Consider the following 15,310-nt stretch of genomic DNA (forward strand, 5'->3'; position numbering starts at 1 on the left):
GCGGTCGTCCGGGCCAGGACGGGTCGGATGATCGGCCACACGTATCCCCTCAAATGCAGACTTAACATCATGATCAGGTTGACTTCGTAAGTGCTTCTCTCGTTACGGTCCGACCGATTTGTTGCAACGGTGAAAGGACCGGCCGGTGACTGGCAGCTCCCTGCGTACCCGAATCCTCTCCTCGCCGGCCGGGATCGCGGCCACCGCCGTCGTCGGTGTCGCGCTGGCCGTCGGCGGCACCGTCGGTGCCGTACAGCTGACCGCCGGACCGGCCGGGACGGCGCCGCAGCCGGCGTTCGTCGATCCGCTGCCGCCCAGCTCCGTCCCGGTCGAACCGAGTGTGACGGGGTCACCCGGCGTGACCGCTTCTCCGAGCCCGACCACCTCACCGAGCGCCTCGCCCAGCCCGAAGCCGAGCCGTACCGAGGCGGCGTCGCGCAGCCGGGCCCGCACCACCGCGCCGAAGCCGAAGCCGAGCCCACCGAAGTCGACGGCCGCGAAGCCGGCCGCACCGGCGACGACCGCGGCGAAGAAGCCCACCGCGACCGTGGTCGACAGCGGCACCTGCGGGGCCTCCTTCTACGCCTCCGGGCAGGTCACCGCGAACGGTGAGGCGTTCAACCCGAACGAGTTGACCGCCGCGCACAAGACCCTGCCCTTCAACACCCGGGTCCGGGTCACCAACCCGGACACCGGCGCCTCGGTCACGGTACGCATCAACGACCGCGGCCCGTTCATCGCCGGCCGCTGCCTGGACCTGTCCCGTGCCGCGTTCGCCGAGATCGCCTCGCTGGACGTTGGCGCGTTCACGGTGCGTTACGAGGTGCTCGGCTGAGCCCGGTTTCCGTCGGCCGTCGGTCCGGCGCGGGGGTCCAGCCGGGCAGAACCGGCTAGGACGACGGGCCAGGTTCATTCACCTGTTCACGAGGATCAGGCATGCTGTCCCTCGTACGCACGCATCCCTCCCAGTCGGGTCGCGGCCCGCTGAACCCCGGATCCCGCGCCGGCCTCGGCGCGGCCGTCGTCCTGCTCGCGTTCGTCTGCGTGCTGGAGCTGGCCGACCGCAGCACCGTCCGGTTCGTACCGTTGGCCGCCGCCGCGCCGCTGCTGGCCGCGGCGGTCACCTCCTGGCGGGTGGTGCTGGGGGTGGGCGCGGCGGCGACCGTCGTCGGCGCGGTCTTCGCGCTGACCGAGCCGACCATGTCGGTGGTGGCTGCCGTCGGCGTGACCACGGTGGCGGTGGCCACCGTGCTCTCCGGGGTGGTGGCGGCGATCCGGCAGCGGCAGGCCGAGCAGCTCGTCGAGTTGTCGAAGCTCGCCACCGTGGCCCAGCAGGCGGTGCTCCGGCCGCTCGGCCCGCAGGTAGGCACGCTCGCGGTCGCCGGCCGGTACATCTCCTCCACCGCCACCGCCGAGATCGGTGGTGACCTCTACGAGGCGATCGACACCCCGTACGGCGTCCGCATGATCATCGGCGACGTGCGGGGCAAGGGGCTGGACGCGGTCCGGCTGGCCAGCATCGTGCTGGGCTCCTACCGGCACGTGGCGTTCGAGCGGGCGGATCTGCGGGCGATCGTGGCCGACCTGGACCGGGCGGTGGCCCGCAACGTGGGCGACGAGGACTTCGTGACCGCCGCCCTGGTGGAGGAGCGTGGCGGCACGCTGACCATTGTGAACTGCGGCCATCCGCCGCCGCTGCTGTTGCGCCGGGGCAAGGTGATCCCGCTGGAGCCGCCCGCCCCGGCACCACCGCTGGGCTTCATGCCGGTGGTCCGGACCCGGGTGGAGCGGCTCGAACCCGGCGACCGGTTGCTGCTGTTCACCGACGGGTTGGGTGAGGCGCGTCGGGACGGTGAGTTCTTCCCCACCGCCGACCGGGCCTGGCGGTTGCTCGGCCACGGCACCGTCGGCGACGGTCTGGCCTCCCTGGAGGCCGCGCTTGTCGAGTGGGTGCACGGCCAGCTCGACGACGACATCGCCCTGGTCCTGATGGAGTACGCCGGGCCGCGCAGCACTCGGGCCGTGGCGGTGCCGAGCTGGGAGGTGGGCGCGGCCGAGGCGTGAGCGTCCGCCTACCCACCGCGAGAAAATTCGGGTTGTCGCTGCCTACCGGTCGGTAATATAGTGTGGTTACTGATCGGTAACGCCTGTCCGGGAAGCGGGGCCAGCGGAACATGACCCACTACAAGAGCAACCTCCGGGACCTTGAGTTCAACCTGTTCGAGGTCTTCGGCGCGGATCGGGCGTTCGGCCAGGCGCCGTACTCGGATCTGGACGTCGACACCGCACGCAGCTTCCTCGCCGAGGTCGACCGACTCGCCCGCGAGGACCTCGCCGCCAGCTATCTGGACGGCGACCGCAACCCGCCGGTGTACGACCCGGCCACCCACACCGCACCGCTGCCGGAGTCGTTCAAGAAGTCGTACCAGGCGTTCATGGACTCCGAGTTCTGGCGGCTGGACCTCCCGGGCGACCTGGACGGCACCCCCGCCCCGCGTACCCTCTGGTGGTCGCTCGCCGAGATGGTGCTCGGCGCGAACGCCCCGGTCTGGATGTACGCCTCCGGCCCCTCCTTCGCCCACGTGCTGCACGTCGAGGGCACCGAGGAGCAGAAGCGGTGGGCCAAGTTCTTCATCGAACGGCAGTGGGGCTCCACCATGGTCCTCACCGAGCCGGACGCCGGTTCGGACGTCGGCGCCGGCCGGACCCGGGCGATCCCGCAGCCGGACGGCTCGTGGCACCTGGAGGGCGTCAAGCGCTTCATCACCTCCGGCGAGCACGACCTGAGCGAGAACATCGTGCACTACGTGCTGGCCCGCCCGGTCGGCGTCGAGGGCGTCGGCGGCCCCGGCACCAAGGGGCTCTCGCTCTTCGTGGTGCCGAAGTTCCACTTCGACTCCACCACCGGTGACCTGGGTGAGCGCAACGGCGTCTACGCCACCAACGTCGAGCACAAGATGGGGCTGAAGGTCTCCAACACCTGCGAGGTGACCTTCGGCGAGCACGGCGTACCGGCCAGGGGCTGGCTGCTCGGCGAGAAGCACGACGGCATCCGGCAGATGTTCATGATCATCGAGTACGCCCGGATGATGGTCGGCACCAAGGCCATCGCCACCCTCTCCACCGGCTACCTCAACGCCCTGGAGTACGCGAAGAACCGGGTGCAGGGCGCCGACCTGACCCAGATGGCCGACAAGACCGCGCCCCGGGTCACCATCACCCACCACCCGGACGTCCGCCGTTCGCTGATGCTGCAGAAGTCGTACGCCGAGGGGTTGCGGGCCCTGGTCTGCTACACCGCCTCCTGGCAGGACCGGGTGGCCATCGCCGAGGCGGCCGGTGACGAGCCGACCGTGGCCCTGGGCAAGCGGGTGAACGACCTGCTCCTGCCGCTGGTCAAGGGGGTCGGCTCGGAGCGCGCCTACGAGCTGCTCGGTCACGAGTCGTTGCAGACCTTCGGCGGCTCCGGTTTCCTCCAGGACTACCCGCTGGAGCAGTACGTCCGGGACGCCAAGATCGACACCCTGTACGAGGGCACCACCGCCATCCAGAGCCTCGACCTGGTCTTCCGGAAGATCGTCCGGGACCAGGGCAAGGCCCTGCTGACGGTGGCCGGCGAGATCCAGGAGTTCATCACCGCCGAGGGCGGCAACGGCCAGCTCAAGCAGGAGCGGCAGGCGCTCGGCAAGGCGCTCACCGAGGTGCAGAGCATCCTCGCCGTGCTGACCGGCTGGCTGGGCGAGGCCCAGGCCGGTGACACCCGCGCCCTCTACAAGGTGGGGCTGAGCAGCCGCCGGTTCCTGCTGGCGATCGGTGACGTGATCGTGGGCTGGCTGCTGCAGCGGCAGGCCGACGTGGCCCTGCGCGCCCTGGCCGGCGAGGTCTCCCCGACCGACCAGGCGTTCTACACCGGCAAGGTCGCCGCCGCCCGGTTCTTCGCCCGCGAGGTGCTGCCCCGCATCGGCGCCGACCGGCGGATCGTCGAGGGCACCGACCTGGACCTGATGGACCTCCCGGAAGAGGCCTTCTGACCGCTTCCACCCACCCTGGCCGGCGAGCTCCACCCACCCTGGCCGGCGAGCTCCACCCACCCTGGCCGGCGAGCTCCGCTCGCCGGCCAGCGCGCTTCCGCTCTTTCCTGGATGTGGTGGACGTCCGCCCGTCCGCATTGCCTCTTTCCTGGATGTGGTGGACGTCCGCCCGTCCGGATCGCCTCTTTCCTGGATGTGGTGGCCTGATGGGGGCGTGGCGCGCTGAATCAGGGATGTGGTGACCTGATGTGGGTGTTGGCGCGCTGAATCAGGGATGTAGTCCGGTCAGGGCGACGGGAGAGCACTGTTTCCTGGAAAGAGAGCTGCCGTCTGCCGTGGGGCGGTTCCGGGCGCGGTATCGGTGGGGCGCGGGCGGGTAGGGGCGGGACAGGTCGGGTATGCGGGGGTCGGCAGCAGACGAGCACGCCCGCAGGCCACCGCACGGGGGAGTGCAGCGGACATGGGTATTGGTAGCGGCATCTTCCTGATCGCCATCGGCGCGATCCTGACCTTCGCCCTCAGAGCCAACATCTGGTGGGTCGACCTGCGCGCGGTCGGCTGGGTGTTCATCCTGGCCGGGCTGGCCGTACTGCTTACCACGCTCTGGTTCTGGCAGGACCGGCGCAAGCGGGCCCGGACGCTGATCGTGGAGGAGAACCGGCTGTCGCACCCGACGGCGATGATGCCGCCACCGCCGGACCCGCCGCCGCCCACCGCACCTCCGTCCTGACCCGCCCGGCGCCTGGCCGAGGTGCCCGCCCGGCCGCCTGGCCGAGATGCCCGCCCGGCGCCTGGCCGAGGTGCCCGCCCGGTCGCCTGGCCGAGGTGCCCGCCCGGCCGAAGTACCGGGCCGCTGCGGCCAGGCTGCGGGGATCAGTCGAGCAGGCGGTGTTCCCAGGCCCAGGCGGCGATCCCGGCGTTGGTGGCACCCCGGGCGACCAGCCGCGCCACCTCCAGCTCCCGTGGGGAGAAGGCTGCCCGGTGGGGCGCCGGCCGGGGTGGTCGGCGCGTTGAGGTGCCGCAGCAGTCGTACCGTGATCGAGGGGCTGATCAGCGCGTCGCCGGAGGCGGCGGCGCGGACCGTCTCCACCACGGAGTCCCCCGGGGACGCCGTAACCCTCGCTACGGCCTGATCGGCGCGCTGCTCGGCCTGCTGCTGGCGGGACCGTACGCGACCCTGGCGGTGCTGGCCGTCGGCGAGCACGCGCCGGTCACCTTCCCGACAGGACAGTTGCTCCTGGTGGCCGTGGCGTTGACGGGGGCGACCGCGCTGGCCGGGCTGTTGCCGGCAGACCGGGCCGCCCGGGTCAGCCCGGTCACCGCGCTGGCCGCCGGCGACTGAGCCGTCACCGGTTCCGGGGGGCCCGGCCGGCGGCCAGCGTCGACCAGGGTCCCCGGAACCGGTGCGTCGCCAGTTCGGCGGTACGCAGTTCGACCGGGACCCCGGCCGGATCCAGCAGGCCGGAGAGCAGCGACACCCCCGGGTTGTGGCCGACCAGCAGGACCGTGGTCGCCGTCGACGGCACCGTCCGGAGCAGCGCCAACAGGGTCTGTGGCAGGGCCTGGTAGATGCCGGCCTCGGCGCGGACGACCGGGGTGGCGCCGGCCGGGCCACCCTCCGGCGGATCGCCGGTCATCCCCACCGCCACGGCCTGCCAGGTTTCCCGGGTCCGGCGGGCCGGTGAGCAGAGCACCACGTCCGGCAGCAGGGTGTGCCGGGCCAGCCAGGCCCCGACGGCCGAGGCGTCGGTCTCGCCCCGGGCGCTCAGCGGCCGGTCGACATCCGGGACGCCCCGGGGCGATTCGGCCTTGGCGTGCCGCAACAGCAGCAGGGTGCGTTCGGTACCCGGGTCGTCCGTCATGGTGCCAGCTTGCCGGATTGGTGATCTCGATGCCGGGGTATGTCGATGGGAGCCGCAACCTCAGCAGTGGCCGCGGCGGTAGGAAACGCCAGCTGGACGCCAAGGAGGCGACAAGATGGGCATCGGTGGCAGTATCTTCCTCATCGCGGTGGGGGCGATCTTCGCGTTCGCCGTGGAGGCGAATCTCGGGTGGCTCAACCTGAGTGTCGTCGGCTGGGTGCTGATGCTCGCCGGGCTCGCCGGCCTGATCACCACCCTCTACTTCTGGAACTCCCGCCGCCGCCCGGTGGTCGCGGCCCCGGTCGCCGAGAACCGGGTGGTCACCGAGCGCGCCGTGCCCGTCCGCGAGCAGGTGGTGCGGGAGCACCGCGAGGTACGCGGCCCGGGCTACCCCGTCTGACCGAACCACCCGGACCTCTCGGGGGACCCGCAACGACGCGGGTCCCCCGAGTGCTGTCCAGGGGTGTCCGGGACTCGGTCGAACAGGGACTCAGGCGAACAGGGACTCAGGCGGACAGGGTCTCAGGCGACAGGGTCTCAGGCGAACAGGGCGAAGTAGATGGCGATGTGGTGGCAGATCGCGGCCACCAGGGTGCAGGCGTGGAAGAACTCGTGGTGGCCGAAGACCGTGGGCCACGGGTTGGGCCGGCGCAGCGCGTAGCAGACCGCGCCGACGCTGTAGATCGCGCCGCCGACGGCCAGCAGCACCAGCGCGGTCACCCCGCCGACGTGCAGGATCGCCGGCAGCATCACCACCGACACCCAGCCCAGGGCCAGGTAGAGCGGGGCGGAGACCCAGCGCGGCGCGTGCGGCCAGATCAGCTTCACCGCCACGCCGCCCAGCGCGCCGCCCCAGACCAGGGCGAGCATCGCGGTCGCCGGTCGGGGCTCCAGCAGCAGGACGCAGAACGGGGTGTACGTGCCGGCGATGAACACGAAGATCATCGAGTGGTCCATCCGGCGCATCACCTGGTAGCCGCGCTCCGTCCAGACCCGACGGTGGTAGAGCGCGCTGGTGCCGAAGAGCCCGCACACGGTCAGGCTGTAGATGGCCGTGCTGACCAGTGGGGCCCAGCCTGGTCGGGAGGCCGCGATCGAGCAGAGGACGATGCCGCAGACGAGCGCGACGAAGAACGCGTAGGTGTGCAGCCAGCCGCGCATCCGGGGTTTGCCGATGTCGACCGGCTTCATGCGAAGCGGTGCGGAGGTGGTCACGACTAAAGGTTACGGCACCGTAGGTTACTTTCAGGTAGTGGCACCGGTCACGATGTTCGCGTCGCCGGATGCGGCAGGATGACGGGATGCGGATCCGACCCGTCGGCCGACACGCCCTGTTGCTCGACTGCGCCGACCCGGCACAGGTCGAGGCGTGGCGCGCGGAGCTGTGGCGACGCCGCCAGGGCGGGGAGCTGACCGCCGTCGAGATCGTGCCGGGGGCGCAGACCCTGCTGCTCGACGGGGTGCCCGACCCGCACCGCCTCGCCGCCCGCCTCGCCGGCTGGACCCCGGGCCCGGCACCCACCGCCGAACCGGATCCCACCAGCGCCGGTACGCGGCCCACCAGCGCCGGCACGCGGCCCACCAGCGCCGGCACGCAGACCACCAGCGCCGAGCCGCAGCCCACCAGCGCCGGCCCGGGTGCCGGCTGGCTGGTCGAGGTGCCCACCGAGTGGAACGGCCCGGACCTCGCCGCCGTCGCGGAACACTGGCGGACCGGCGTACCCGAGGTGATCCGGCGGCTGACCGGCACCGAGTTCCGGGTGGCCTTCTGCGGCTTCGCACCCGGCTTCGCGTACCTGACCGGGCTCCCCGCCGAGCAGGCGGTGCCCCGACGGGCCACCCCGCGGACCCGGGTGCCGGCCGGCTCGGTGGCGCTGGCCGGGCCGTACGCCGGGATCTACCCGACCGAGTCGCCCGGCGGATGGCAACTGGTCGGCCGCACCGACCTGCCCCTCTTCGACGTACACGCCGACCCGCCCGCCCGGCTCACCCCCGGCACCCGGGTCCGGCTGGTGTCCGCGTGACGTCGGCTCCCGCCGGGACGCTGACCGTGCTCCGGGCCGGCGCGTTGACCACCGTGCAGGACCTCGGCCGGCCCGGCTGGGCGCACCTGGGCGTACCCCGGTCCGGTGCGCTCGACCCGGGGGCGCTGCGGCTGGCCAACCGGCTGGTCGGCAACCCGGAGACGGCCGCCGGCCTGGAGATCACCCTGACCGGCTGCGAGCTGACCCTGTCCCGGGCCGGCACGGTCGCCGTCACCGGCCCGCCCGCGCGGGTCCGGGTCGGGAACCGGCCGGCGGACGTCGACCTGCCGATCGCCGTACCGGCCGGGGTGCGGTTGCGGATCGGCCCGGTAGACCAGGGGGTACGCAGCTACCTGGCGGTGGCCGGCGGCCTCGACGTGCCACCGGTGCTCGGCAGCCGCGCCACCGACCTGCTCTCCGGCCTCGGCCCACCCCCGCTCCGCGACGGCGACCGGCTGCCCCTGGGCACCCCGGTCGGCGGCCCGGCCGGGGTCGACGTCACCCTCGGCCGGCCGGTGCCCGAGCAGCTGCGGCTGGACCTGCGACTCGGCCCGCGGGAGGACTGGTTCACCCCGCAGGCGGTGGAGCGGCTGCTCGGCACCCCGTACACGGTGGGGGTGCGGAGCAACCGGATCGGGGCGCGACTGACCGGCGCGCCGCTGCCCCGCGCGGTGGCCGGGGAACTGCCAAGCGAACCCTTGGTGCTGGGGGCGGTGCAGGTGCCGGCGGACGGCCAGCCGTTGATCTTCCTGGCCGACCATCCGACCACCGGCGGGTACCCGGTGATCGGGGTGGTGACCGACGTGACCGGGCTCGCGCAGGCCCGGCCGGGGACTACGGTGACATTCCATGGACCTCAACGCTGACCTCGGCGAGGGATTCGGGATCTGGCGGCTCGGCGACGACGAGGCGCTGCTCGACGTGATCACCTCGGCCAACGTGGCCTGCGGCTTCCACGCCGGTGACCCGTCCACCATGCGCCGGGTCTGCGCCGCCGCCGCCGATCGCGGCGTCGCCGTCGGCGCCCAGGTCGGCTACCGCGACCTGGCCGGCTTCGGCCGCCGGCACATCGCGTACGACTTCACGGAGCTGCGCGACGAGGTGACGTACCAGCTCGCGGCCCTGGACGGGTTCTGCCGGCTGTACCGGACCCGGGTGCGCTACCTGAAGCCGCACGGGGCGCTCTACCACGCGGCGGCCACCGACGAGACACAGGCAGCGGCGCTGGTGGCGGCGGTCAACGACGTCGACCACGAACTGCCGCTGCTCTGCTCACCCGGCTCGGTGCTGGCCCAACTCGCGGTCGGGGCCGGGCTGCGGGTGGTCGCCGAGGGCTTCGCCGACCGGGGTTACCTGCCCACCGGCGCGCTCACCCCGCGCACCCACCCCGGTGCCCTGCTCACCGACCCCGACGCGGTGGCCGCCCAGGCGGTCCGGCTGGCCACCGAGCGGACCGTCGTCGCCGTCGACGGCACCGTGGTCGCCTGCCCCGTCGAGTCGATCTGCCTGCACGGCGACACCCCCGGCGCGGTCGCCGCCGCGACGGCGGTACGGGCCGCGCTCACCGCCGCCGGGGTCACGCTCACCCCCTTCGCGTGAAAGGAAGGGCCCCTTCCTAACGCTTTCTGTACTAAAAGGGCCCCCTCCTTACACCTCAGGGGTCCAGGCCGCGCAGGACTAGCGGGAGCCGGGTGGGGGCACCGTCGACCACCCGGACCGGCACGCCCCAGTCCTGACGGGTCAGGTGGCAGGCCGCGTGCTCGACGTCCGCGTCGCAGGTCGCGGCCTGCGCCACCACCTGGAGCACCCCCTCGGCGACCGCCGGATTGACCACCAGCGGCCGGGACAGGTCGGTGCCGGTGCCCGCCCCGGAGAGCAGCAGCTCCGGTGGCGAGGCGGAGACCACCAGCCGGGTCGACGGTCCGTACGTCTCGTCGAGCTTCTGCCCCGGCGCGGGGGTGAAGACCACCTCCAGGGTGACCTCACCCGGAGCCAGGTCGGTGGGGCGGCGCTCGGTCCGGTGCCGGGGCCCGGCCACGGTGTCCGCACCGGTCGCGGTGAGCGCCCCCGGGGCGAGCTGGGTCAGCCGGTGCGCCGCCGACTCGACCACGAGCACCGCGCCGTCGGCGGTCAGCACCAGGTCGCTCGGCTCGGCGAGCCCACCGGCCACCGTGCCGACCAGCCCGGTCGCGGGGTCGAACCGCCGGACCGCCCCGTTGTACGTGTCCGCCACCAGCACCGAACCGTCGGGCAGCGCGCAGACCCCGAGCGGATGCTGCAGGAGCGCCTGGTCGGCCGGCCCGTCCACGTGCCCGAAGTCGAACAGCCCCTGCCCCACCGCGGTGCTCAACACGCCGTCCTCGACGTACCGGAGGGCACTGGTCTCGCTGTCGGCGACCCACAGCCGGATGCCGTCGGCGGAGGCGGCGAGGCCGGAGGGCTGGGCCAGCCAGACGTCCGGCAGCGGGCCGTCGCGCAACGCCTCCACCGTGGTGCCGGCGTACATTCCGGCGGTCCGCTTTACCGGGTCGAACCACCAGAGCTGGTGAATGCCGGCCATCGCCACGATCACCTTGCCGTCGTACCAGGCCAGGTCCCAGGGGGAGGAGAGGTCGACGGAGACCGCGTCGTGCGCGTGGTCGTCCACCGTGGAGCGCCACGGCCGGCCCGTCCCGGCCACCGTCGTCACCTCACCGGTGGCCAGCCGTACGCCGCGCAGCAGGTGGTTGACGGTGTCCGCGACCACCAGGTCGTACCCGGCCACCTCGGCGACGTGCCTCGGCAGCAGGCACAGCCCCTGCGGCTCGGCGAAGCTGGCCGCCTCGGCCGGCCCGTCGGCCCGCCCCCGCTGACCGCTGCCGATCACCCGGACCGGGGTCTCGCCGTCCGGCTCCAACTCGACCAGCCGGTGCCGGGCCGAGTCGGAGACCAGCAGGTGCCCGTCGGGCAGCGCCACCGCCTTGCCGGGGAAACGCAGCGCCGTCTCCGGCTCGGCGGGCGGCACGTACGGTCCGTCGCCCCGACGTAGCGTGCCCTTGGCCTCGTGTACCCCGATCAGCTCGTCGATCAGCCGGGTCAGTCCCTCGGCGTGACCCTCGCCGGCCATGGTGGCCACCACGTACCCCTCGGGGTCGACCACCGCCAGCGTCGGCCAGGCGCGGGCCGCGTACTGCTGCCACATGTCCAGCTCCGGGTCGTCGAGGACCGGATGGTGTACCCCGTACCGCTCGACCGCCGCCGCCAGTGCCGCCGGGTCCTTCTCGTGCTCGAACTTGGGCGAGTGGACGCCGACGGCGACCAGGACGTCGGCGTACTTCTGCTCCAACGGCCGTAGCTCGTCCAGGACGTGCAGGCAGTTGATGCAGCAGAACGTCCAGAAGTCCAAGATCAGAATGCGCCCGCGCAGGTCGGCGAGGGTGAGGTCCCGTCCGCCGGTGTTCAACCACTGACGGCCCTTGAGTTCGGGCGCACGGACGCGGGGCGAGGTAGCCATGCGATCAACCCTGCCACGCCACGGTGCACCCCGCCCGGCACCCCCGGCAACCCGCCGCCGGCCGGGCCCGCAATGCGAACGGCGCGGGTCCGGCGTCAGCGGTGGGTCACCGGGGGTGAGGCGGCTGGCCGGAGATCAACTATCGGTCACGGGCCCTTCGGCGCGGCCTTCCTGCTGCTTGCCTGTCCATACTGTTGTCCCTGCTGGGCGGGGGGCTGACCGCTGCCAGGGCCCTGCCCGGAGCCCCCGGCCGGGAAACTGGACTGCCGCATGGCCGCGGCCCTTGCGATTTCCCGCTCGACGTCAGTCGCAGTCTGGGACGTGTGGGTCTGCCGCGAACTGAAGGCCGCGGAAGGCTGCTGGCTGCTGCTCGCTCCGCTGGTCGGCCCCTGACCCGAGAAGGGGACCGGCGTGTACGCGGCCTGTGCCGTCTGCTGTTGCCTCAGGTCAGCGGCATTCTCCTGCTCGCGACGGGTCAGAAAGCTGCTGTAGACGTTGAGGCCATCGCTGGCCTCGTTCATCCTGCCGAGGTACCGCTCATCACGCTGCCTGTCGGACAGACTTCTGCCGTCGGACGGGTCGACGCCAGTCGCCGCGTACCAGCTGTTGCTTGCGCGGGCTCCCTGATAGGCATTCGCCAGCCTCTGCTGATCGTCGGAGTCGAACGGGTTGTAATTCGGCGGGCCGTGTGAAGGCATGTCGGACCCTCTCCAGTCCTTGGTCACCCTCCGTGGGTGACCGACCTCCTCGACTACGGTCCGGAGGCCCTGCGGTTCAAGAGGAACCGAGTCGATAGAGCGACGAACCTCACTGTTTATCCCGCCCGACACCGCAGCCGGGTCCGGCTCGTACGGCGGTGGTGGGACGCCGACGGGGGCTGCGGTGTCACACCGCAGCCCCCGTGACGTGCCGGGTGGTTACTTCGCCGGCTTCAGACAGAGCACCTTGTTCGGTACGTTGCCGCGCAGTTCCGCGTGCGGCTGGCTCGGGTCGGCGCACTTGTCCTTGGCGTCGACCTTGGACACGATCGTGAAGGCGCCCTCGTCCTCGCAGTTGGCCGCGAGTGCCCGCTCACCGGACTGCTTGACGCAGGAGTTGACCGCCGGGTCGAAGGCCGCCGGGTCGTCACCGCCGCCGATCTTGCCCAACAGCAACAACAGACCCAGCGGTACGGCGAGGATCAGCGCCGCCGCGACCAGGACCGCTGCCAGCACCCGTCCGTTGCGGACCTTCGGTGCCGGCGCCTCGGGCTTCGGCTCGGTTGCCTCGGGCTTGAACGAGTCGAAGCGGCTCTGGTCCGCCTCGCTGCCACCGGTGGCGCCCGGCCAACCCGGCCCGGTCTGCTGTCCACCCGCCTGGTACGGGGGCGGGAAGGCACCCGGGCCCGGCTCGTTGCCCGGCACCGCGTGCTGCACCGCCGTACCACCGACCACCGGGGACTGCGGACCGCCGAAGCGGTCGTCGCCCTCCGGCGGGGCGTCGTGCGGCCGGGTGCCGTTCATCGGGCGCTTGACGCTGGTCGGCTCGCCGAACGACGGGGCTGCGGCGGGCGGGAAGGCCGGCGGAGCGGAGGTGGGGTGCGGCTCGCCGAAGCCCTGCGGGTGTGCGGTGGTCCGCTCGTGCTCGTCGAAGCGCGACTGCGGAGTCGGCCCGGGGCCCGGCCCGAAGCGGTCGGCACCTGCCCCGAACTGGTCCGGCCCCGGCCCGAATCCGCCGGAGCCCGGCTCGAATCCGCCGGGTGCCGGCCCGAAGCCACCCGGGCCCTGGTCGGATCCGCCGGGACCCTGGTCGAACTGGCCCGGTGCGCGGCCGTACGGCTCCGGACCCCGGTCGTGCTGCCCGGGAGCGGGGCCGAAGCGGTCGCCGCCCTGGTCGGCACGGTCCGCAGCCGGCGGGAAGCCCTGGCCGAACTGCCCCGGCGGCTGGCCGAAGCCGCCCGGTCCCTGCTCGAACTGGCCCCGGCCCTGGTCGAACTGGCCCGGCCCCTGCTCGAACCGCCCGGTCGCCTGGTCGAACTCTCCCCGGCCCTGGTCGAACTGCCCGGCCGCCTGGTCGAACTGGCCCGGTCCCTGATCGGGTCGGCCCGGCCCGTCGTCGACCTGCCCACGGCCCTGGTCGAACGGGGCCTGGGCACCGTACGGGGCCGGCTCGGGGTCGCTCTGCTCGTCGCCTTCGGCGCGGGCCGGGCGACCGTAGACCCGGGGTTGGGGGACCGGCTGTCCGCCGGGCGGCAGCTCCTGGTCGGTCGGGGTGATGCGGCTGCCGGTCGGCACCGACGCGCTGGCCGAGACGCTGCCCTGGCCACCGGCCTCGTCGGCCTCGGCCGGTACGGCAGCCCGACCGCTGCCGGCCTCGACGGCGGCACGCGGGGACGGCACCAGCGGCCCCGCCGGGGGCTGGGACTGCTCCTGCGGGCTGTCGGCCGGCGGCCATCCGCCGCCGGAGCCGTACTCGTGTCCGCCGGAGTTGCCCGGCTCGTAGGCCTGCGGGCCGCCGAACCCGGCCGGCGGGCCGAAGTCGGCCGGCGGTGCGGCGGCCAGGCTCGCCCCCGGTACCCGCTGCTCCTGACCCGGCGGCAGCGGCACGGCGTTCCCGGCCGAGATGCCGGGCCCCGGTGCCGGGCGGTACACCGGCGGTTCTTCGGGGCGGTCCGTGGCCTCGGCGGCGCGGTCCGGGCCGGCGTCGTTGCGGCCCCACGCCTCGCCGGGGGCCCACGGCTCGGCGTCCGGCAGCACCGGTCGGTCGGCACCGGCCCACTGTGGTGGTTGTTCGGCCCCTCCGGCTCCCCAGGCGGCGGGTGGGGCACCCGGCACCGAGGCGCTGCCCCGGCCGGGTGGGGCAGCGCCGGGCGTCCACCCGGCGGGCTCCGGTCGGTCGTCCGGGGTGGGCTGGCCGCCCCAGCCGCCGGGCTGCCCGGATCCACTGGGCTGCCCGGATCCACTGGGCTGCGCGGAGCCGCTGGGCTGCCCGGATCCACTGGGCTGCGCGAAGTCACTGGGCTGCGCGGAGTCACCGGCCGCCGGCCACTGCGCCGGCTGGGACCGGTCGGCCTGACCGTCGTGGGGTGGCGACTGCCAGCCGGCCGGGGACTGCGGGGCCGGCGGTGCCCACGCCGCACCGGTGCCCTCGGCCGACGGTGGGGCCCAGGCGGCTGGCCGGCCCTGGTCGTCATCGGCGGGAGCCCAGCCACCCGATCGGGCGGGATCGTCCGATCCGGACGTGCCGGGGGCCCAACCGCCGGGCTGTGCCATGGCCCCGGTGGTGGCCCTGGTCGGCTGGTCCCGGGTCTCGGCGTCGTTCGGCGCGGGCCAGTTGTCGTGGGTAGGTGCCGGCTGCTGCGGCACCGAGGCAGCACCCCGGGCACCCGCCGGCGACGGCGGCTGCTGGGCCCAGTCCGGTGTGGCCGGTGCCGCTGCCTGTGCCCAGGCGGGCTGGCCGGGCTCCGCCGGTGCCTGCGCCGGCGCGGCGGCCCAACCGGGGCCGGCCTGCTCGGGCGGCGGGTTGCCGGCCCAGGCCGGTTGGGGCTGGCCGGCCTGCTCGGACTGACCGGTGGCCCAGGCCGGTTGGGACTGCTGGCCGGCGGGGCCGCCCCAGTTGCCCGGCTCGCCGTGGCCCTGGGCGGCCCAGTTGGCGGTGGCGGGCTGGTCGTTCTGGGCGGCCCAGGCCGGGGCCGCCGGCTGGTTGGCCGGTGGCGGCGGGGCCCAGCCCAGGTCGGGAGCGTTGCCGTAGCCTTCGTGTTGTTGCGCTGGCCGGTCGCCGTACGGCGCCGGTCCGCCGGCGCCCGGCGACACCTCGTCCGGCTCTCGGCCGGGGTGGTGTGAGCCTTCGGACGTCATCGGTGCGCCTCCTCCATCATGTCGGCTGCCGGCGCCGGTCGGGTCCCGTCGGCGTGGCTGCCGG

14 protein-coding genes are annotated in these 15,310 nt (G+C 73.6%); 9 read left to right on the forward strand and 5 right to left on the reverse strand.

From position 1 onward, the window contains the following. Positions 1-145: 145 nt before the first annotated feature. The 5 genes from ACN28G_RS26720 (at position 146) to ACN28G_RS26740 (ending at position 5,373) form a co-directional block, all read left to right on the forward strand. Positions 146-835, forward strand: coding sequence for a septal ring lytic transglycosylase RlpA family protein (locus ACN28G_RS26720; RefSeq protein WP_091432787.1), 690 nt, complete (start codon positions 146-148; stop codon positions 833-835). A gap of 101 nt (positions 836-936) precedes the next feature. Then, positions 937-2,064: a PP2C family protein-serine/threonine phosphatase gene (locus ACN28G_RS26725; RefSeq protein ID WP_091432790.1), complete on the forward strand. Its 1,128-nt coding sequence runs from the start codon at positions 937-939 to the stop codon at positions 2,062-2,064. A 110-nt stretch (positions 2,065-2,174) separates the two neighbouring features. Next, on the forward strand, positions 2,175-4,031 hold the full coding sequence (locus ACN28G_RS26730) for an acyl-CoA dehydrogenase (RefSeq protein ID WP_421480599.1): 1,857 nt from the start codon (positions 2,175-2,177) through the stop codon (positions 4,029-4,031). A 460-nt stretch (positions 4,032-4,491) separates the two neighbouring features. Next, a complete protein-coding gene (locus tag ACN28G_RS26735; RefSeq protein ID WP_091432797.1) occupies positions 4,492-4,761 on the forward strand; it encodes a DUF6458 family protein in 270 nt (89 codons plus the stop codon). Positions 4,762-4,953: 192 nt separating this feature from the next. Beyond that, entirely contained in the window at positions 4,954-5,373 is a 420-nt protein-coding gene (locus ACN28G_RS26740; RefSeq protein WP_139135547.1) for a hypothetical protein, read from the forward strand. 4 nt (positions 5,374-5,377) lie between these two features. Here the strand turns inward: ACN28G_RS26740 and ACN28G_RS26745 are convergent, their stop codons facing one another. Beyond that, on the reverse strand, positions 5,378-5,893 hold the full coding sequence (locus tag ACN28G_RS26745) for a SixA phosphatase family protein (RefSeq protein ID WP_421480600.1): 516 nt from the start codon (positions 5,891-5,893) through the stop codon (positions 5,378-5,380). A 115-nt stretch (positions 5,894-6,008) separates the two neighbouring features. On the opposite strand from ACN28G_RS26745, the gene ACN28G_RS26750 reads away from it, so the two are divergent. Then, complete coding sequence (locus tag ACN28G_RS26750) at positions 6,009-6,293, forward strand: DUF6458 family protein (protein WP_091432808.1); 285 nt, start codon at positions 6,009-6,011, stop codon at positions 6,291-6,293. Between the two features lie 137 nt (positions 6,294-6,430). On the opposite strand, the gene trhA is transcribed toward ACN28G_RS26750, so the two are convergent. Next, the gene (gene trhA / locus ACN28G_RS26755) at positions 6,431-7,108 is read right to left on the reverse strand and encodes a PAQR family membrane homeostasis protein TrhA (RefSeq protein ID WP_091432811.1); all 678 of its coding nucleotides are present in this window, start codon (positions 7,106-7,108) and stop codon (positions 6,431-6,433) included. 86 nt (positions 7,109-7,194) lie between these two features. On the opposite strand from trhA, the gene ACN28G_RS26760 reads away from it, so the two are divergent. Genes ACN28G_RS26760 through ACN28G_RS26770 form a run of 3 tightly spaced genes read left to right on the forward strand, consistent with a single transcriptional unit; the run spans position 7,195 to position 9,516 of the window. Then, positions 7,195-7,917 (forward strand): 5-oxoprolinase subunit B family protein, encoded by a 723-nt coding sequence (locus ACN28G_RS26760; protein ID WP_421480601.1) that lies wholly within the window; start codon positions 7,195-7,197, stop codon positions 7,915-7,917. Then, positions 7,815-8,783 carry a biotin-dependent carboxyltransferase family protein gene (locus ACN28G_RS26765; protein ID WP_421480602.1) on the forward strand — a complete coding sequence of 323 codons (969 nt, stop codon included), beginning with the start codon at positions 7,815-7,817 and terminating at the stop codon, positions 8,781-8,783. The genes ACN28G_RS26760 and ACN28G_RS26765 overlap by 103 nt, the downstream gene beginning before the upstream one ends. After that, on the forward strand, positions 8,767-9,516 hold the full coding sequence (locus ACN28G_RS26770; RefSeq protein ID WP_421480603.1) for a LamB/YcsF family protein: 750 nt from the start codon (positions 8,767-8,769) through the stop codon (positions 9,514-9,516). Before ACN28G_RS26765 ends, ACN28G_RS26770 begins: the two co-directional genes overlap by 17 nt. Before the next feature lie 55 nt (positions 9,517-9,571). Here ACN28G_RS26770 and ACN28G_RS26775 read toward each other — a convergent pair whose 3' ends face one another. The 3 genes from ACN28G_RS26775 to ACN28G_RS26785 form a co-directional block, all read right to left on the reverse strand. Next, complete coding sequence (locus ACN28G_RS26775; protein ID WP_421480604.1) at positions 9,572-11,410, reverse strand: NHL domain-containing thioredoxin family protein; 1,839 nt, start codon at positions 11,408-11,410, stop codon at positions 9,572-9,574. 146 nt (positions 11,411-11,556) lie between these two features. Further along, complete coding sequence (locus ACN28G_RS26780) at positions 11,557-12,135, reverse strand: hypothetical protein (RefSeq protein WP_421480605.1); 579 nt, start codon at positions 12,133-12,135, stop codon at positions 11,557-11,559. Positions 12,136-12,327: 192 nt separating this feature from the next. Then, the gene (locus ACN28G_RS26785; RefSeq protein ID WP_421480606.1) at positions 12,328-15,246 is read right to left on the reverse strand and encodes a hypothetical protein; all 2,919 of its coding nucleotides are present in this window, start codon (positions 15,244-15,246) and stop codon (positions 12,328-12,330) included. Between the last annotated feature and the right edge of the window lie 64 nt (positions 15,247-15,310).

This window comes from Micromonospora sp. WMMA1923, assembly GCF_049179195.1.
GTDB classification, from domain to species: Bacteria; Actinomycetota; Actinomycetes; order Mycobacteriales; family Micromonosporaceae; genus Micromonospora; species Micromonospora yangpuensis.